The organism is Pseudomonas sp. Q1 (assembly GCF_009935975.1).
GTDB lineage: Bacteria > Pseudomonadota > Gammaproteobacteria > Pseudomonadales > Pseudomonadaceae > Aquipseudomonas > Aquipseudomonas palleroniana.
On sequence record NZ_QODI01000006.1, the window covers coordinates 227,787 to 243,897 of the forward strand.

The following is a 16,111-nucleotide window of genomic DNA, read 5'->3' on the forward strand; positions in this document are numbered from 1 at the left end:
GCAACATTTTTCTTTGAACCGTATGGGATGTTTTACCACCCAGGGAGACCGTTCCGCGGCGCCGCAAGGCCCGGAGCGGATTCTTCAATTCATTCAGGTAGAACATCTCATATGAACATTGCCCATGCATCGAGCCTCAATAACGCCTTGCAACTGATCGCCAGGGACACCGCACTTGCATCCGTGCCTTATCAGGGAACACAGGCTCAGGCGGATGCTGTCGCCAAGCAAGACACCATGGTTCGCAAGCACCATCAGCCCCTGGGGCAGCGCTTGAGCGATACTCCTTCAGCGGATGAGCTGGCACAGGCCGTGCGGGGCGGCGGGTTACAGGTGGATATTTACAAGCCTATGTCGGACGAAGAGGTGATTGCTTCGTTGAACCCGGAGTTTATTCATCCCAGCAAGCTGACTGAAAAGCCTGCATCCCTTGGCCAGACGATGCTGGAGATCAGGTCGCTTCTGCGCTAAGGCGCTGCCTGATCTGACAACAGTTGCTGTATGCGCTGGTCCTTCTCCCTCCAGAGCTGGTTCACCCAGTTCTGGACGGTCTGGCGAAAAGCCGGATCGTTCTCGTAATCGCCCTGCCATAACACCGGGTCCAGTTCGCGCGTGCGGATATCGATGATCACCTTTGGTACCGAGCCGCTGATCAAGTCCCAGAAGCCCGGAATCTTCTGCTGCGGATAAACCACTGTCACGTCGAGGATCGCGTCCAGCTGTTCGCCCATGGCGGCCAAGACAAACGCCACGCCGCCCGCCTTGGGCTTGAGCAACCGGGTGAAGGGTGAGTCCTGCTGCTTGCGTTTGGCCTCGCTGAAGCGCGTACCTTCCAGATAGTTGACCACCGTCACCGGTTGGCGCTTGAACAGTTCGCAAGCCTGCCGGGTAATCTTCAAGTCCTGCCCCGCCAGTTCCGGATGCTTGGCCAGGAACGCCTTGGTGTAGCGTTTCATGAACGGGTAGTCCAGCGCCCACCACGCCAGGCCCAGGAAGGGCACCCAGATCAGTTCTTTTTTAAGGAAGAATTTGAAGAACGGCGTGCGCCGGTTCAACGTCTGGATCAACGCCGGAATATCGACCCAGGATTGGTGATTGCTGATGACCAGGTAGGAAGTGTCACCGCGCAGGTCGGCGCCGCCGCGAATATCCCATTGGGTCGGGATGCACAGCGAAAAGATCAGTTTGTCGATCTCGGCCCAGGTTTCGGCAATCCACATCACCGCCCATGAGGCGTAGTCGCGAAAGCGACCGGGGGCCACCAGTTTGAGCAGGGCAAACACCATCAATGGCCCGAACAGCACCAGGGTGTTGAGCAGTAGCAGCAATGTGACAAAACAGCCGGTGAGCAGGCGGCGCATAAGCAACTCTTGGGAGGGTTTGGCGGGCCATGATAAGCAAGCTGAGTCTAGAGGCCAAATCGCAAATTGCCGGACGAATGTTTCACAATGTGCCGGGTATGGTTGAGCGAGCTAACTAAGCAGCGCTTTTGCGGTCTAGAATCCGCCTACTTCTTTCGAGGAAATCACTCCGTGAAATTGCTCCTTGCCTCGCTTGCCCTGGTCGCCTTGCCTGTCATGGCCGCCGAACCGACCCTCTACGGTCGCTACGAATACATCCAGTTGCCGGAGATCGGCCAAACCTTCAAGGCCAAGATGGACACCGGTGCACTGACCGCGTCGCTGTCGGCGCGCAACATCGAGACCTTCCAGCGCGACGGCGACGATTGGGTGCGTTTCCGCCTCGGTGGCAAGGATGCGGGCGACAAGGTCTATGAACACAAGGTGTCACGCATCAGCAAGATCAAGAGCCGCGCCGATGAGGACGAGGACAAGGACGAAGCCACCGTGGCCAAGCGCCCGGTTATCGACCTGGAAATGTGCCTGGGCAACGTCAAGCGCACGGTCGAGGTCAACCTGACCGACCGCAGCAGCTTCAACTACCCGCTGTTGATCGGCGCCAAGGCGCTGCGTGAATTCGGCGCAGCGGTAAACCCGGCGCGCCGTTACACTGCCGACAAACCCGACTGCTGATCGAGCCCATGCCCCACATCCTGATTGTCGAAGATGAAGCGGCGATTGCCGATACGCTGATATTCGCCTTGCAAGGCGAGGGGTTCGGCACTACCTGGCTGAGCCTCGGCCAGGAGGCGTTGGCTCATCAACGCCAGACCCCGGCGGACTTGATCATCCTCGACATCGGGCTGCCGGACATCAGCGGCTTTGAAACCTGCAAGCAACTGCGCCGCTTCACGGAAGTGCCGGTGATGTTTCTCAGTGCCCGGGATGCTGAAATCGACCGGGTAGTGGGGCTGGAGATCGGCGCCGACGATTATGTGGTCAAGCCGTTCAGCCCTCGGGAGGTGGCCGCGCGGGTCAAGGCGATTCTCAAACGGGTCGGCCCCAGCGTGGCGCCGACGTCATTCCAGATCGACCTGGGGCGTATGCAGATTCAGTATCGCGGCCAGCCGTTGAGCCTGACGCGCCACGAATTTCGCCTCTTGCAAAGCCTGCTGGAGCAACCCGAACGCGTCTTCAGCCGCGAGCAGTTGCTCGATGCGGTGGGCGTCCCCGCCGATGCCGGCTACGAGCGCAATATCGACAGCCATATCAAAAGCCTGCGCAGCAAGTTGCGTAATATTGCGGCGGATGCCGAACCGATCCAGACCCATCGCGGCCTGGGCTACAGCTATAGCCCGAGCCATAGCTGATGCGTCTGGGGCTGCGGATCTTCCTGGTGTACGCGTTGTTCATCGGCCTGACCGGCTACTTCGTGCTCAACACGGTGATGAAGGAAATCCGCCCCGGCGTGCGCCAGTCCACCGAAGAAACCCTGGTGGACACCGCCAACCTGCTGGCCGAGATCCTGCGCGATGACGTGAAGAACGGCACGCTCGGCGACAGCCATTGGCCGCAACTGCTCAAGGCTTACGGCAATCGCCAGCCGGGCGCGACCATCTGGGGGCTGCCGAAGAATCAGGTCAACCACCGTATCTACGTGACCGATGCCAAGGGCGTCGTGCTGCTCGACTCCAGCGGCGAAGCGGTGGGCCAGGATTATTCGCAATGGAACGACGTGTACCTGACCCTGCGTGGTGAGTATGGCGCCCGTTCCACCCGCAGCGATGCGGGCGATCCGACCTCTTCGGTGATGCACGTCGGCGCGCCGATCCGCGACAACGGCCAGATCATCGGCGTGGTCACGGTGGCCAAGCCCAACAGCTCGTTGCAGCCCTATGTCGACCGCACCGAACGCCGCCTGCTGTGGTACGGCGCCGGGTTGGTGATCCTCGGCCTACTACTGGGCGCATTGCTGTCGTGGTGGGTGAGCGCGGCGTTAAGACGACTGACCGCTTACGCCGAGGCGGTCAGCGAAGGGCGGCGTGCCGAACTGCCGCATTACCGCGGTGGCGAGCTCAAGCAGTTGTCCACGGCGGTGGAACACATGCGCACGCAGTTGGAAGGCAAGGCCTATGTCGAACATTACGTACACACCCTGACCCATGAATTGAAAAGCCCCTTGGCGGCGATTCGTGGTGCGGCGGAGTTGCTGCAGGGCGATATGACCCGCGAGCAGCAGCAGCGCTTCGTTGGCAATATCGACAGTGAAAGTGCGCGCCTGCAGCAACTGATCGAACGCCTGCTGAACCTGGCGCAAGTCGAGCAACGCCAGGGCCTGGAAGAGCAGGCAAGCATCGCGCTGGCGGCGATGGTCGACGAAGTGCTCAAGGCACAATGCGCGCGCATCGAAGGTGCGGGCTTGCATGTCGAACAAGGGATTGCCACGGATGTGAAGGTGTTCGGTGAGCCCTTCCTGTTGCGCCAGGCCCTGGGCAATCTGCTGGATAACGCCTTGGACTTCACGCCACCCGGCGGCGCTCTACGGTTCAGCGCTCAAACGCGACACAACGACGTGCAGGTGAGCCTGTTCAACCAGGCGGCGCCGATTCCCGACTATGCGCTGCCACGTTTGAGTGAGCGCTTCTACTCGCTGCCACGCCCGGGCAGCGGGCGCAAAAGCACCGGCCTGGGTCTGAACTTTGTTGAAGAAGTGATGAAGCTGCATGGCGGTGCGTTGCAGATCGGCAATGTGCCGGGCGGGGTGCAAGTGGTGCTGCATCTCCACACAGTCTCCACACTGCCCACATAAATCTCCCACACGCGCCGAGCAGTCTCTGCCTATCAAAAACAGGGAGAGACCCATGAACCGCAGTCTGCTTTTCAAACTGGGCGCGATTGCGCTGCTGATCGTGTTGTTGCTGATTCCGTTGCTGATGATCAACGGCATCATCAGCGACCGCCAGCAGCTGCGCGACGGCGTCTTGATGGACATTGCCCGTAGCTCCAGCTACAGCCAGCGCCTCACGGGCCCGGTGATGGTGGTGCCCTATCGCAAGACCGTGCGCGAGTGGAAGCTCAATGAAAAGCTCAACAAGCGCTACGAGGAAGTCCGTGAAGAGCGCGGTCGTCTGTATTTCCTGCCGGACCGTTTTGAACTCGACGGCAAGGTACAGACCGAACTGCGCGCACGGGGCATCTATCAGGCGCGGCTGTTCCATGCCGACAGTCGTATCAATGGGCGTTTCGAGCTGCCTGCACAACTGGGCATCACCGAGGATTTTGCCGATTACCGCTTTGAAGCGGCGTTTCTGGCGGTCGGTATCAGCGATATTCGCGGCATCGAAAACGCGCTGAAGCTTGAGCTGGGTGGCCAGCGCCTGGACTTCGAGCCTGGCTCCCAAGTGGACTGGCTGGGGGAGGGCGTGCACGTGACACTGCCTGAGCTGGACAGCAAAAAAACCAGCGTGGTGGATTTCGCTTTTGACCTGCGCCTGCAAGGCACTGAGCGACTGCAAGTGGTTCCGGTGGGCAAGACCAGCCAAGTATCCCTGGCTTCCAACTGGCCGCATCCGAGCTTTATCGGCAATTTCCTGCCGGCCCAGCGCGAGGTCACCGACACGGGGTTCACCGCCAACTGGCAGACCTCGTTTTTCTCCACCAACCTGGAACAAGCCCTGCAAACCTGCCTGGACGAGCGGGGTTGTAACGACTTCAACAATCGCAGCTTTGGCGTCAACTTCATCGACCCGGTGGACCAGTACCTCAAGAGCGATCGTGCGATCAAATACGCGCTGCTGTTTATTGCGCTGACGTTTGCCGGGTTCTTCCTGTTCGAAGTGCTCAAGAGCCTGGCGGTGCACCCGGTTCAATACGCCTTGGTGGGCTTTGCGCTGGCGTTCTTTTACCTGCTGCTGTTGTCATTGTCCGAGCACATAGGCTTCGCCATGGCCTATCTGTGCTCTGCTGGCGCCTGCGTGTTGCTGATCGGCTTCTACGTGTGTCATGTGCTGCGCAGCGTCAGTCACGGCCTGGGTTTTTCGGCGGGGCTCGCAGCCTTGTACGGCTTGTTGTACGGGCTGTTGAGCGCCGAGGATTACGCGTTGCTGATGGGCTCGCTGCTGCTGTTCGGGTTGTTGGGGACGGTGATGGTGCTGACACGCAAACTGGATTGGTATGGCGTGGGCAAGCGCAAGGCGGTGGAGCCTTTGGAGGCGCTGCAATGATGGGCCTGCGCGAGGATCAGCAAATCAGGGCCAAATTGGTTGCCAGGATCAACCTGTTGTTCTCGGTTTGTAGTGAGCGGGCTTGCCCCGCGCTGGGTGGCGCAGCCGCCCCAAAACCAGGCGCCTGAGATCTATCTGGAAGAACGCGTTGGCCGGATTGGGGCGGCTGCGCCCCCCAGCGCGGGGCAAGCCCGCTCACTACAAGGTCAGCCGGCGGGGGGCTGGGTTTGCTGCATCGAAGGGCGCTGGCTGACCTCGGCGTACCATTGGGCAAGTTTCGGGTTGTCCAGGCGCCATTGCAGGTCTGGGTGGCGGAAGTCCAGATAACCCAAGGCGCAGGCCACGCTGATGGCGGCGATGTCGAAGTCGGCGGCGAGTTCGCCAAGCGCATTCGCCTCCCATTCGGCGAGGGTGCGGCGGATTTTGTTGCGTTGCTCATCGAGCCATTGATCCCAATGCTTCTCGACCGGCCGCATGGCGGTTTCGTAGCGCACCAGCACGGCGGCGTCCATGACTGCGTCGGCCATCGAGGCCAGGGTCAGGCGACGCCAGCGAGCGGCGCCCTCGCGGGGGATCAGCGGGGTGCCACTGTGCTGGTGGTCGAAATAATCGAGGATCACTCGGCTGTCGTGCAGCACCGAGCCGTCGGCCAGGCGCAGGGCCGGGATCTTGCCCACGGGGTTGTCTTGCACCAGTTGCGCATCGGGGTTGACCGGTGTCGGCAGGCAGCCTTGCAGGGTGACGCGGTCTTGTTGACCGGTCTCGCTCAGTAACACGCGGACTTTGCGAACAAACGGTGAGGCAGGGTTGTGGAACAAGGTCAGGCTGGGCGCGGACATTCGGCATTCCTCGAAAAAGGGCAGCGCTAATCTAGCTCAGCGTTTGATCAAAGCCCAAGCACCGATTGCAGCAGGAACCCCCAGCCCTGCCCAGCTCAACGAATCCCACCATCCGTCCCCCAGCAATGCGGCAAACAACCCGGCGGCACTGAGCAGGCCAATCCCCAGCGGCATGGCAAATACCTTCCAGAAATTCGATTGACGCGGCTTCATGGCCGAGCCGCCTTGCGCCGCACGATCCACAGGTAAACCCCACTGCCCAGCACGATGATGGTCAGCACATCCAACACGGCCCAGAGGACTTTCATCGGCATACCGCCGTAGTCGCCGAAGTGCAACGGTTGGGACATGCCCATGGCGTCCATGTACCACGGCCGTTCGGCGATGGCGGTGACGGCCAGGGTGCTGGCATCGATCAGTACCGGCGTGAGCAGGTGCGAGGTCAGATGGGTGCTGCCTTTCATGAACACCGCGTAATGGTGCTCGCTGGAAAAACGCGTGCCGGGGAAGGCAATGAAGTCCGGCGTCATGCCGGGCGCGGCCTTGGCGGCAATGCTCAGCAGGTCGCTGGCGGGTGCTCGTTGGCTCAGCGGCGGCGCGTTTTGGTAGGGCTCGATCATGGCGCTGAGGCTGTCCTGGCGCCAGGCGGCGATGATCAGGTCGGCGCAGGCGCTGATCACCCCGGTCACGCCCACCACCAGCGCCCAGGTCAGGGTGACCACGCCGATCAGGTTGTGCAGGTCCAGCCAGCGCAGGCGTGTGGATTTGTCGTTGCGCACGGTGGCGAATTTCAAGCGGCGCATGAACGGCAGGTACAACACCGTGCCCGAGATAATCGCCAACACAAACAGCACGCCCATGAACGCCAACAGCAGCTTGCCTGGCAGGCCGGCGAACATGTCTACGTGCAGGCGCAGCAGGAACAGGGTGAACCCCCCATTGGCCGCCGGGGTTTCCACGGCTGCGCCGGTGCGGGCGTCGAGCATGAAGGTGTGGGACGCATTGGGCTCGGTGCCGGCCGTGGCGGCCATGATCGCAATCACGCCATTTTTGTCGTCTTCGTCCCAGGCCAGGTATTGCATGGCGTCGCCGGGGCGATGGGCTTGCGCTGCGCTGACCAGTTGCTCCAGGTTGAGCTGCGGCGTGTCGGCAGGCATTTGCGCCAACTGCGGCTCGTTGCCCAGCAGATGATCGATCTCATGGTGAAACACCAGCGGCAGGCCGGTGAGGGCGAGCATCAGCAGGAATACCGTGCAGATCAGGCTGGTCCAGGTGTGGATGAAGGACCAGCGGCGGATGGTTGTGCTTTTCATGTTCTAGCCTTCAGACACGCCAAAGCCGCCCCGAAGGACGGCCTGGTGGTTAACTCAGCCGATCACCACTGGTAGGTGGCACTGGCGACGACGCTGCGTTGGTCGCCGAAGTAGCAGTAGGAAGCGTCACAGGTGGAGATGTAGTCCTTGTTGAACAGGTTGGTGGCGTTCAACTTCAGCGATGCGCCTTTGAGGCTGTTGTCCAGGCGGCCCAGGTCATAATGCACGGCGCCGTCGAACACGGTGTAGGCGTTGGCCTTGCCCAGCCAGGTGTTGGCCTGGTCGCCGTAGGTGTTGCCGGTATAGCGGGCACCGAAGCCGATGCCGAAACCGTCGAGTACGCCGGTGTGCCAGGTGTAGTCGGTCCACAGGGAGGCTTGCTGGTTTGGCATCAGTTGCAGGCGGTTGCCTTTGAAATTGCCCTTCTGTACTTCGGATTTGGCCAGGGTGTACGCGGCAATCACTTTGAGGTTTTCAGTGACGTCAGACACGGCTTCCAGCTCCAGGCCTTTGACTTTCACCTCGCCGGTCTGGTCCGTGACCGACTGGCCACCGGCCCCGGTGCTGGCGACCAGCACGTTTTTCTGGGTCAGATCGTAGACCGCGGCGCTCAATAAGGTGTTGGAGCCCGGCGGCTGATACTTGATCCCCAGCTCCCATTGCTTGCCCTCTGTGGGTTTGTACGACTGCAGTGGGTCGACGCTGGCGTTGCTCGCCGGCTGGAAGGATTCGGCGTATGACAGGTAAGGCACAAAGCCTGAGTCGAACACATAGCTCAGCGCTGCGTTACCGCTGAAGTTCTTGCTGCGGTCGGTGTTGGTCGCATCGTTCTTGTTGAAGTAGGTGGTGCCTTGGTGCACCCAGTCTTCACGTCCGCCGAGGGTCAGGCGCCATTTGTCCAACGCCATCTGGTCTTGCACGTAGAGGCCGGTCTGCACGGTTTTCTGGTTGTAGTCGTAGTACGCCGTGGAGCGCGCCGGGCGTACCACGGGTTGGGTATTGACCGGGTTGAAGATGTTGACGGTCCCGGCGGAACCATAAATCGACAGATAGGAGGTATCGGTACGCTGATGGTCCAGGCCGAGCAGCAAGGTGTGGGTGACGTCGCCTGTGGCGAAGTCGGCCTGGAAGTTGTTGTCGACCGCGAATTGGCCGATGTTCTCGTCAACGTTGGTTGAGGTACGGCCGATATTGCCGTCGGCATCAACCGGGAAGTAGCTGTAGGCGCCTACGGTCAACTGTTGGAACGCCAATTCCGACTTGGTGTAACGCAGGTTCTGTTTGAACTGCCAGGTATCGTTGAAACGATGCTCGAACGCATAGCCCAGCGCGTAATAAGTGCGGTCGTAGAATTCGTAGTCCGGGTCGCCCAGGTTCTTGTGATGTGACACGTCCCCTAGCGGCGATTTGATCTTGGTGCCTACGATCGGCAGGAACTGGCTGGTGGCGCCGGTATCGTCGCGGGTGAACTGCGACAGGAAAGTCAGCTTGGTGTCGGTGTCGATGTTCCAGGTCAGGCTCGGTGCAATGTTGTAGCGCTGGTTGTCGATGTGGTCGACCTGGGTGCCGGCATCGCGCACCACGCCGCTGAGGCCGTAGAGGAGCCGGCCCTCATCATCGAGCTTGCCGGTGCTGGCGAAGTTGAGTTGGCGGTAGTTGTCGCTGCCGTATTGCACTTGGATGGCGTTGCTCGACTCCGCACTCGGGCGACGGCTGACCATGTCCAGCAGGCCGCCCGGCGGGGTCTGGCCATACACCGAGGACGCCGGGCCACGCAGCAGCGCGAGGCGGTCGAGGTTCCAGGTTTCGGCCTTGGGGTTGGCGTAGACGCCACGCGGCAATGGCAGGCCGTCGAGGAATTGGGTGGGTTCGAAACCGCGTACACGCATCCAGTCATAACGGGTATCGCTGCCGTAGCTGGCGGACACGATGCCGGGCATGTACTTGACGGCGTCATCCAGGTTCTGGACGTTACGATCCTGCATCTGCTCGCGGGTGGCCACGGAGATCGAGCGCGGGGCTTCGACCAGTGCGGTGTCGGTCTTGGTGCCGGCGGCGGTACGTGTTGCCAGGTAGCCGCTCACGGGGCCCCAAGCGCTTTCAGTGTTGCCTTGGGCGATGATGCTGGTCTGCGGCAACGCCACGACGCCTTCGGCAATGGCCACCAGGGTAAAGGTGCCTGCGCTGCTCTGCTCCAGCTGCAAGCCGGTGCCACGTAACGCTTCCCGCAACGCGCCTTGGGCATCGAACTGGCCTTTGACCGGCGCCGAGGTCTTGCCCGACGCCAGCGTCGGATCGAGGGTCAATGCCAGCCCCGCCTGGCTGGCGATCTGGTTCAGGGTCGTGGCCAACGGCGCGGCCGGCAGGTTGTAGGCGCGAACGCTGGACGCTTGCTCGGCAGCGATCAGCGGGGTGCTTGCCAGCGGGGCGCTGAGCGCAATGGCGATGGCTAACAGGCTGGGGCGCAACAAGGTGTCTAGCGTGCGGGACATAGGTGGCTCCTGAATGGAAATATTTCTCAATTGCCTAGGTGCCGGACGAGAATCGAAAAGTGATAGGGCGGGATGAAAATATTTTTGCGCTGAGGTTTTCGAGGTGTTCTTCGGGGCCCTATCGGGAGCAAGCCCCCTCCCACACTGGCTGCGTTTGCAAATCAAGGTGTGTGAATGCAGTCAGTGTGGGAGGGGGCTTGCTCCCGATAGCAGTCGCCCGGCCACAGCAGAACCTACGGCTTGCTTTTCACCGTCACCCACCACGGCGTGTGCTGCTCGATCTGCACCGGCAGCGTCGGCAACAGCGCATTGAGCGCCAGGGTGGTGTCGTGCAGCGGGAAACTGCCGGTGATGCGCAGGTCGGCCACGTCTTTATCCACACCCAGGTGCCCGGTGCGGTAACGGCTCAGTTCCTCGACCACATCGCCCAGGCGGGCGTTGTCCACCACCAGCATGCCGCGGGTCCAGGCGTCGGTGGCGGGGGCGACGGCCAGGAGCGGGCCGAGGCCATCACTGCGCATGAGCACCTGCTGGCCCTCCTTGAAGATCTGTTCCTGGTGCAGCGCTTCGGGCTGGGCCGCCACGGCAGACTGCAGCACGCTCAGGCGCGTAGCGCCGTCTTCGCGCTTGACGATAAACCGCGTGCCCAGTGCGCGCAGGCTGCCGTCGCGGGTTTTCACGTAGAACGGGCGGCCATCGTTGTGCCCGGTCTCGATGAGAATCTCACCTGCCTGCAGCACGATCAGCCGGCGTTTTTCATCGAAACGCACGTCGATGGCGCTGTGGGTGTTGAGGTTGATCAGCGTGCCGTCGGCCAATTTCAGCGTGCGCTGCTCGCCGGTGGCGGTGCGTTGGTCGGCCAGCCAATAGTGGATGGGCACGTAACGCTCACCGGCCAACAGCGCCAGGCCGCACACCAGTGCGATGCCGGCGAGGCCACTGCCCAACTTGCGCACGCGCTGGCGAATCCCTTCGCGTGACTGCAACAGCGCCGCCCGTGCCGGGCCAGACGCCACGCTGAAACGCTGGTCGAGCATGCCCAACTGGCGCCAGGCCCGCGCATGTTCTTCATCGCTGGCCAGCCACTTGGCGAACTCTTCCTGCTCCACCGCACTGCCGTCGCCGGAGTCGAGGGACAGTTGCCAGGCGATCGCCGCATCCAGCACGCGGGCGGAAACCGGTCTGGAAGCGGTCACAGCGGTTCGCCATACAGGGCGATGTAGCATTGGCGAATGCCCTGGGCCAGGTATTGGCGCACACGGGGCACCGACACACCGAGGCGCCGGGCGATTTCGGCGTGGCCCAGGCCATCGAGGCGGTTATAGAGGAAGGCGGCGCGGGCCTTGCTCGACAGCTTGCCGAGCAGGCGGTCGATGGCCTTGAGGTCTTCGAGGATCATTTGCTGGGCTTGCGGCGACGGGTGTTCGCTTTCCGGAAGCAGCATCAGTTCGGTGAGGTAGGCCTGTTCCAACGCGGCGCGCCGGAAGTAGTCGAACAGCAAACCTTTGGCGATGGCCACCAGAAACGCCCGCGGCTCGCGAGGTTCGCGCAGCTCGTCACGGCCCAGCAGGCGCATGAAGGTGTCCTGGCTGAGGTCCTCGGCGCGGCTCGGGCAGGCCACGTTGCGGCGCAGCCATGCCAACAGCCAGCCGCGATGGTCGCGATACAACGCGCCAACCAGCTCACTGTGTGGGTTTGGGACCGACGACAAGGCATCACCGAATAAACAAGAGGTTTAAACTAACGAGAATTATTCGCGATTGTGTCAGAGGCGTCGGATGGGCGCAATTGGCGTCTGTCGGGTCGAGACCGAATGCCAGCGCTGGCGGTTGTAGTGAGCGGGCTTGCCCCGCGCTGGGGGGCGAAGCCGCCCTAATCCGGCCAACGCGTTCTTCCAGAAATACCTCAGGTGCCTGGTTTTTGGGGCGGCTTTGCCCCCCAGCGCGAGGCAAGCCCGCTCACTACGAGGTTGGTTGCGTTTAGAGGGAGGGAGATTGTTTACGCCGTTTCCATTGGCTCAAGCGTTCTTGCAATTGCTGGGGGGAGTCGAGGTGTTGCTGGCGTGCGCGGCTGAACAGGATGAGCATCAGTTCCGCCGTGGCCAAGGCATCGGCGCTGGCGTGATGGCGCTCGCCGACCTGAAGGTGAAAGTGGTTGATCCAGTCGTCGAGCCCGGCTTCGCGAATATTCGCCTCGGGGCACAGCAGCGGGGCGATGTCGGCGACGTCGAGAAACGGGTGAGCCAGGCGATACCCCAGGCTGTCCTTGAGTGCCCGGCACAGCATGTGTTGATCGAAGGGGGCGTGGAACGCCAGCAGGGGGCTGTCGCCGACGAAATCCATAAAATCCAGCAGGGCGTCGACCGGGTCGCTGCCGGCGGCGATCGCACTGGGCCCCAGGCCATGGATCAGCACGCTGGGGCTGAGTTTGGTTGCGCTGCGTTGCAGGGTACGCTCGAACAGTTGTGAGAAGTCTATCGCGCCGTCCTCGATCACCACGGCGCCGATGGACAGGACTTGGTCACGGTTGAGGTTCAGGCCGCTGGTTTCCAGGTCCACCACCACCCAACGCTGGCTGCGCAAGGGGCCGTCGCCCAGCTCCACGGCTTTGGGCAGTTGGTCCAGGCGCTGTTGTTGTGCCGCGTCGAGCCCGGGCTTTTTCGGGCGTAGCCAACCGAGCCAGCTCACAGCTGATACCGCAAGGTCAGGCTGCTTTGCAGGCGTTGCGCCTGACGCAGGGACTCACGCAGGATGCGCCGGTCCAGGTGGTTGAGGCTGTCGGGGTCGACGCGGTTGGAATAGGGCTGGTTCTCGCGGGTTTGCAGTTGGTGCTGCTGCATGCGGGTTTGCTGGATAAAGTGATAGGCCTCTTCATAGGCGGCACCGTCCAGCGCGTCGATGACTTCCTTGAGCACCAACTGGCGCAGGCGCTCCAGAGTGTTGTTGGCGTGGATGCCATTGGTCAGGGCCAGCAGGCGCGCACCATCGACAAAGGGGGTCAGGCCTTGCACCTTGAGATCGAGCGTGGCCTTTTCGCCGCCTTTGCGCGTCAGCACAAACTCTCGGAAACGCCCGACTGGCGGGCGCTGGCGCAGGGCGTTCTCGGCCAGCATGCGTTGGAACAGCCGGTTATCCGCAACCTGATCCAGGATGCCCTGGCGCAATTGTTCGCAACCGCGCTCATCGCCCCAGACTACCCGCAGATCGAAATAGATGCTCGACCCCAGCAGATTCTCCGGCGTCGCCTCGCGTATGAACGCTGCAAAGCGTCGCGCCCATTCGGCCCGTGACAGGCACAGCTCGGGGTTGCCCGCCATGATATTGCCCTTGCACAGGCTGAAGCCGCACAACGCCAGGCTCTGGTTGATCTGCTGCGCCAGGGGCAGTAACCGCGCCCGGATCGACGCGGCTTCGGCGGCGTCCTTGGCGTCGAACAAAATACCGTTGTCCTGGTCGGTGAACAGGGTTTGTTCACGGCGGCCTTCGCTGCCGAAACACAACCAGCTGAATGGCACGCCGGGGTCGCCTTTTTCGGCAAGCGTCAGCTCGATCACCCGGCACACGGTGTGATCGTTAAGCAGGGTAATGATGTGGGTGATCTGCGTAGACGAGGCGCCGTGGGCCAGCATGCGTTCGACCAGTTGGCCGATTTCGCCGCGAATCGCCACCAGGTTTTCCACGCGGGGCGCATTGCGGATGGTGCGGGCCAGGTGCACCAGGTCGACCCGTTGCAAGGAAAACAGGTCGCGCTCGGACACCACGCCACACAGGCGCTGGTCTTTGACCAGGCACACATGGGCGATATGCCGCTCGGTCATGGCGATGGCGGCGTCAAAGGCGCTGTGGTCCGGGGTCAAGAAGAACGGCGCCTGGGTCATATGCCCTTCGATGGCCTGGTTGAAGTCGCTGGTGCCGTCGGCCACCACCTGGCGCAGGTCGCGCAGGGTAAAAATCCCCAGGGGCGCTTTATGCTCATCCACGATCACAATGCTGCCCACCTGCTGCTCGTGCATCAGCGTCACCGCCTCGCGTAGCGGCGTGCCGGGTTGACAGGTGACCGGGTGGCGCATGGCCAACTCGCCAAGACGGGTGTTCAGCGAATATTGAGTGCCGAGGGTTTCCACGGCTTTTTGCTGGACTTGTTGATTGACCTGGTCCAGCAGGCTACTGACCCCACGCAGGGAAAAGTCGCGAAACGGGCTGGAAAGCGCGAACAGCTTGATAAAGGCCGGCTTGTTCAATTGCAGGCAGAAGGTGTCTTCGGCGGCCTTGTGTTCGGTGCGGGTGGCCCGTTCGCCGAGCAAGGCGGCGAGGGGGAAGCATTCGCCCGTGGTGATTTCGAAGGTGGTTTCGGTGCTGTCCGGTCGCTCGCCGACGACGCGGCCTTGCTTGACGATATAGAAGTGCTCGACCGGGCCGCCCGACGGTTTGAGGATGCTGTCGCCGGGGGCATAGAAGCGCATTTGGCATTGTTCAACCAGAAACGCCAAATGGGCATTTTCCATCTGGTTGAACGGGGGGAAGCGTTGCAGGAATTGCAGGGTGCCGTGGATGTTCTGCAACACGGCGGTTTTTCCCGCCTGCGTGAAAGCATCAGCTTTACTCATAACAGTGACCGCAGTTTTTTGTCGTTATCGTCCTTCATGGTCAACTCCCGTGCCGTGGGTGCCCATTGGACGTAAGTCTAGGTAGCGGTTGAACGATGCATGACTAGGGAAAAACCTTACAAGGCTATGGTGCAAAACCCGTAGAACACCCACTAGGCAAACTTTCCGACGAAGTGCACATTGTTCACCTTTCGGCAGATGTCTGACGAGTGTGCTGAAAGAGTGATGAGAACTGCTGAGAAATGTATGACCGACAACGATATTTTGAGCGATGCGGAGCGCGAGGCGCTGAGCGCCGTGATGCTGGAACCTGATTTACCGCCGCAACGTGTGCTGATTGTTGACGACGACAAGGACGCGCGTGAGCTGCTGGCGCAAATCCTGGGTCTGGACGGTATTCGCTGCATGACCGCCGAGAGCGGTGAGGCGGCGTGGAATCTGCTGAACTCCAACACCTCCATCGGCTTGCTGATTACCGATTTGCGCATGACGCCCAGCAGTGGCCTGGAACTGATCCGCCAGGTGCGCGAATCATCCCGGGCGGCATTGCCCATCATCATCATGTCAGGGGACGCGGAAGCTCCCGACGTGATCGACGCCATGCATTTGAGCGTGGTGGACTTTTTGCTCAAGCCGATCGATAGCGTGAAGTTGGCGAAGATGGTGAAGCGGGAGTTGGGGATGGTGCAGTAGAGGCCGTTGGTCTGAATAGCTTTGCCACTGTCAATTTTGACAGTAGATGGGTGTGCTCAAGACGTGTGTACTGGTTTGGTAGGGGTTGATCACAATGCCCCGTTACCTGGTAAACAGGAGCTACCCATGACTTTTCCGAAAGTTGGTTTCGACAAAGCAGAATGGCAAACCACTAAAACTAAGCTCGTTGAAAGTGATGCCCATGTGTTGGTTCTTAAAGACCATAAGGCGGATTTCTTTAGAGCAAAAATTGTCAGTGGCTCGAAGAGTAATACTTCAATCTACAGGGGATTTTTGCCCAGTCGGGAGCGTCTTCATTGGTCCTATGGCCAAGAGTTACTTGATGGGCTGCATCAATTTGATGTGGCTGCTTTACCACAATTTGAGTATGTAGACTCAGACGGATTTAGTTATTTTTCCTCTGGTTCGGGTACCTTGGTCGTCAATGTTGAAAACCAGGCAGATGGCAGCTTCCTTCACCAAGGAATGCTGATGAATGCGGCGTGTAGCGGAAGTAACGGCAATGCGGTCGTTAACTGTACTTACTTGCTCCATGACTTCTGAACTTTCCACAGGTGATAAAAAACCCTGGTATTTCGACCAGG

General features: G+C 61.0%; 16 protein-coding genes. 7 read left to right on the plus strand and 9 right to left on the minus strand.

The features are described from left to right. Nucleotides 1-111 precede the first annotated feature (111 nt). The gene (locus tag DK870_RS11825; protein WP_161548694.1) at nucleotides 112-471 is read left to right on the plus strand and encodes a hypothetical protein; all 360 of its coding nucleotides are present in this window, start codon (nucleotides 112-114) and stop codon (nucleotides 469-471) included. On the opposite strand, the gene DK870_RS11830 is transcribed toward DK870_RS11825, so the two are convergent. Next, entirely contained in the window at nucleotides 468-1,361 is an 894-nt protein-coding gene (locus DK870_RS11830) for an acyltransferase (protein WP_161548695.1), read from the minus strand. The two genes, DK870_RS11825 and DK870_RS11830, sit on opposite strands and share 4 nt — an antisense overlap. Before the next feature lie 171 nt (nucleotides 1,362-1,532). On the opposite strand from DK870_RS11830, the gene DK870_RS11835 reads away from it, so the two are divergent. The 4 genes from DK870_RS11835 to creD are packed head-to-tail and all read left to right on the plus strand — an operon-like array spanning nucleotide 1,533 to nucleotide 5,563. After that, nucleotides 1,533-2,033, plus strand: a complete 501-nt coding sequence (locus DK870_RS11835; protein WP_104994872.1) for an ATP-dependent zinc protease — start codon at nucleotides 1,533-1,535, stop codon at nucleotides 2,031-2,033. 8 nt (nucleotides 2,034-2,041) lie between these two features. Further along, nucleotides 2,042-2,710 (plus strand): two-component system response regulator CreB, encoded by a 669-nt coding sequence (gene creB / locus DK870_RS11840; protein ID WP_161548696.1) that lies wholly within the window; start codon nucleotides 2,042-2,044, stop codon nucleotides 2,708-2,710. Further along, complete coding sequence (gene creC / locus DK870_RS11845; protein ID WP_161548697.1) at nucleotides 2,710-4,149, plus strand: two-component system sensor histidine kinase CreC; 1,440 nt, start codon at nucleotides 2,710-2,712, stop codon at nucleotides 4,147-4,149. Before creB ends, creC begins: the two co-directional genes overlap by 1 nt. Nucleotides 4,150-4,201: 52 nt before the next feature. After that, nucleotides 4,202-5,563 (plus strand): cell envelope integrity protein CreD, encoded by a 1,362-nt coding sequence (gene creD / locus DK870_RS11850; RefSeq protein ID WP_161548698.1) that lies wholly within the window; start codon nucleotides 4,202-4,204, stop codon nucleotides 5,561-5,563. Nucleotides 5,564-5,769: 206 nt separating this feature from the next. Here the strand turns inward: creD and DK870_RS11855 are convergent, their stop codons facing one another. The 8 genes from DK870_RS11855 to DK870_RS11890 form a co-directional block, all read right to left on the minus strand. Continuing rightward, nucleotides 5,770-6,402 carry a glutathione S-transferase family protein gene (locus DK870_RS11855; protein WP_161548699.1) on the minus strand — a complete coding sequence of 211 codons (633 nt, stop codon included), beginning with the start codon at nucleotides 6,400-6,402 and terminating at the stop codon, nucleotides 5,770-5,772. A 36-nt stretch (nucleotides 6,403-6,438) separates the two neighbouring features. Then, nucleotides 6,439-6,615: a hypothetical protein gene (locus tag DK870_RS11860; protein ID WP_090368369.1), complete on the minus strand. Its 177-nt coding sequence runs from the start codon at nucleotides 6,613-6,615 to the stop codon at nucleotides 6,439-6,441. Continuing rightward, nucleotides 6,612-7,715, minus strand: a complete 1,104-nt coding sequence (locus DK870_RS11865) for a PepSY domain-containing protein (RefSeq protein WP_161548700.1) — start codon at nucleotides 7,713-7,715, stop codon at nucleotides 6,612-6,614. Before DK870_RS11865 ends, DK870_RS11860 begins: the two co-directional genes overlap by 4 nt. Before the next feature lie 62 nt (nucleotides 7,716-7,777). Continuing rightward, complete coding sequence (locus tag DK870_RS11870; RefSeq protein ID WP_161548701.1) at nucleotides 7,778-10,207, minus strand: TonB-dependent siderophore receptor; 2,430 nt, start codon at nucleotides 10,205-10,207, stop codon at nucleotides 7,778-7,780. 233 nt (nucleotides 10,208-10,440) lie between these two features. After that, nucleotides 10,441-11,433, minus strand: a complete 993-nt coding sequence (locus DK870_RS11875; protein WP_161548702.1) for a FecR domain-containing protein — start codon at nucleotides 11,431-11,433, stop codon at nucleotides 10,441-10,443. Then, a complete protein-coding gene (locus DK870_RS11880; protein WP_060753345.1) occupies nucleotides 11,400-11,918 on the minus strand; it encodes an RNA polymerase sigma factor in 519 nt (172 codons plus the stop codon). The genes DK870_RS11875 and DK870_RS11880 overlap by 34 nt, the downstream gene beginning before the upstream one ends. A 268-nt stretch (nucleotides 11,919-12,186) precedes the next feature. After that, nucleotides 12,187-12,894 carry a 3'-5' exonuclease gene (locus DK870_RS11885; RefSeq protein WP_161548703.1) on the minus strand — a complete coding sequence of 236 codons (708 nt, stop codon included), beginning with the start codon at nucleotides 12,892-12,894 and terminating at the stop codon, nucleotides 12,187-12,189. Then, nucleotides 12,891-14,813, minus strand: coding sequence for a putative nucleotidyltransferase substrate binding domain-containing protein (locus DK870_RS11890; RefSeq protein ID WP_161548704.1), 1,923 nt, complete (start codon nucleotides 14,811-14,813; stop codon nucleotides 12,891-12,893). Before DK870_RS11890 ends, DK870_RS11885 begins: the two co-directional genes overlap by 4 nt. Before the next feature lie 246 nt (nucleotides 14,814-15,059). Between DK870_RS11890 and DK870_RS11895 the strand changes: the two genes are divergently transcribed. Both DK870_RS11895 and DK870_RS11900 read left to right on the plus strand, forming a co-directional pair. Continuing rightward, nucleotides 15,060-15,506 (plus strand): response regulator, encoded by a 447-nt coding sequence (locus DK870_RS11895; RefSeq protein ID WP_060753342.1) that lies wholly within the window; start codon nucleotides 15,060-15,062, stop codon nucleotides 15,504-15,506. A 126-nt stretch (nucleotides 15,507-15,632) separates the two neighbouring features. Beyond that, nucleotides 15,633-16,070, plus strand: coding sequence for a hypothetical protein (locus DK870_RS11900; RefSeq protein ID WP_060753341.1), 438 nt, complete (start codon nucleotides 15,633-15,635; stop codon nucleotides 16,068-16,070). Nucleotides 16,071-16,111: the final 41 nt, after the last annotated feature.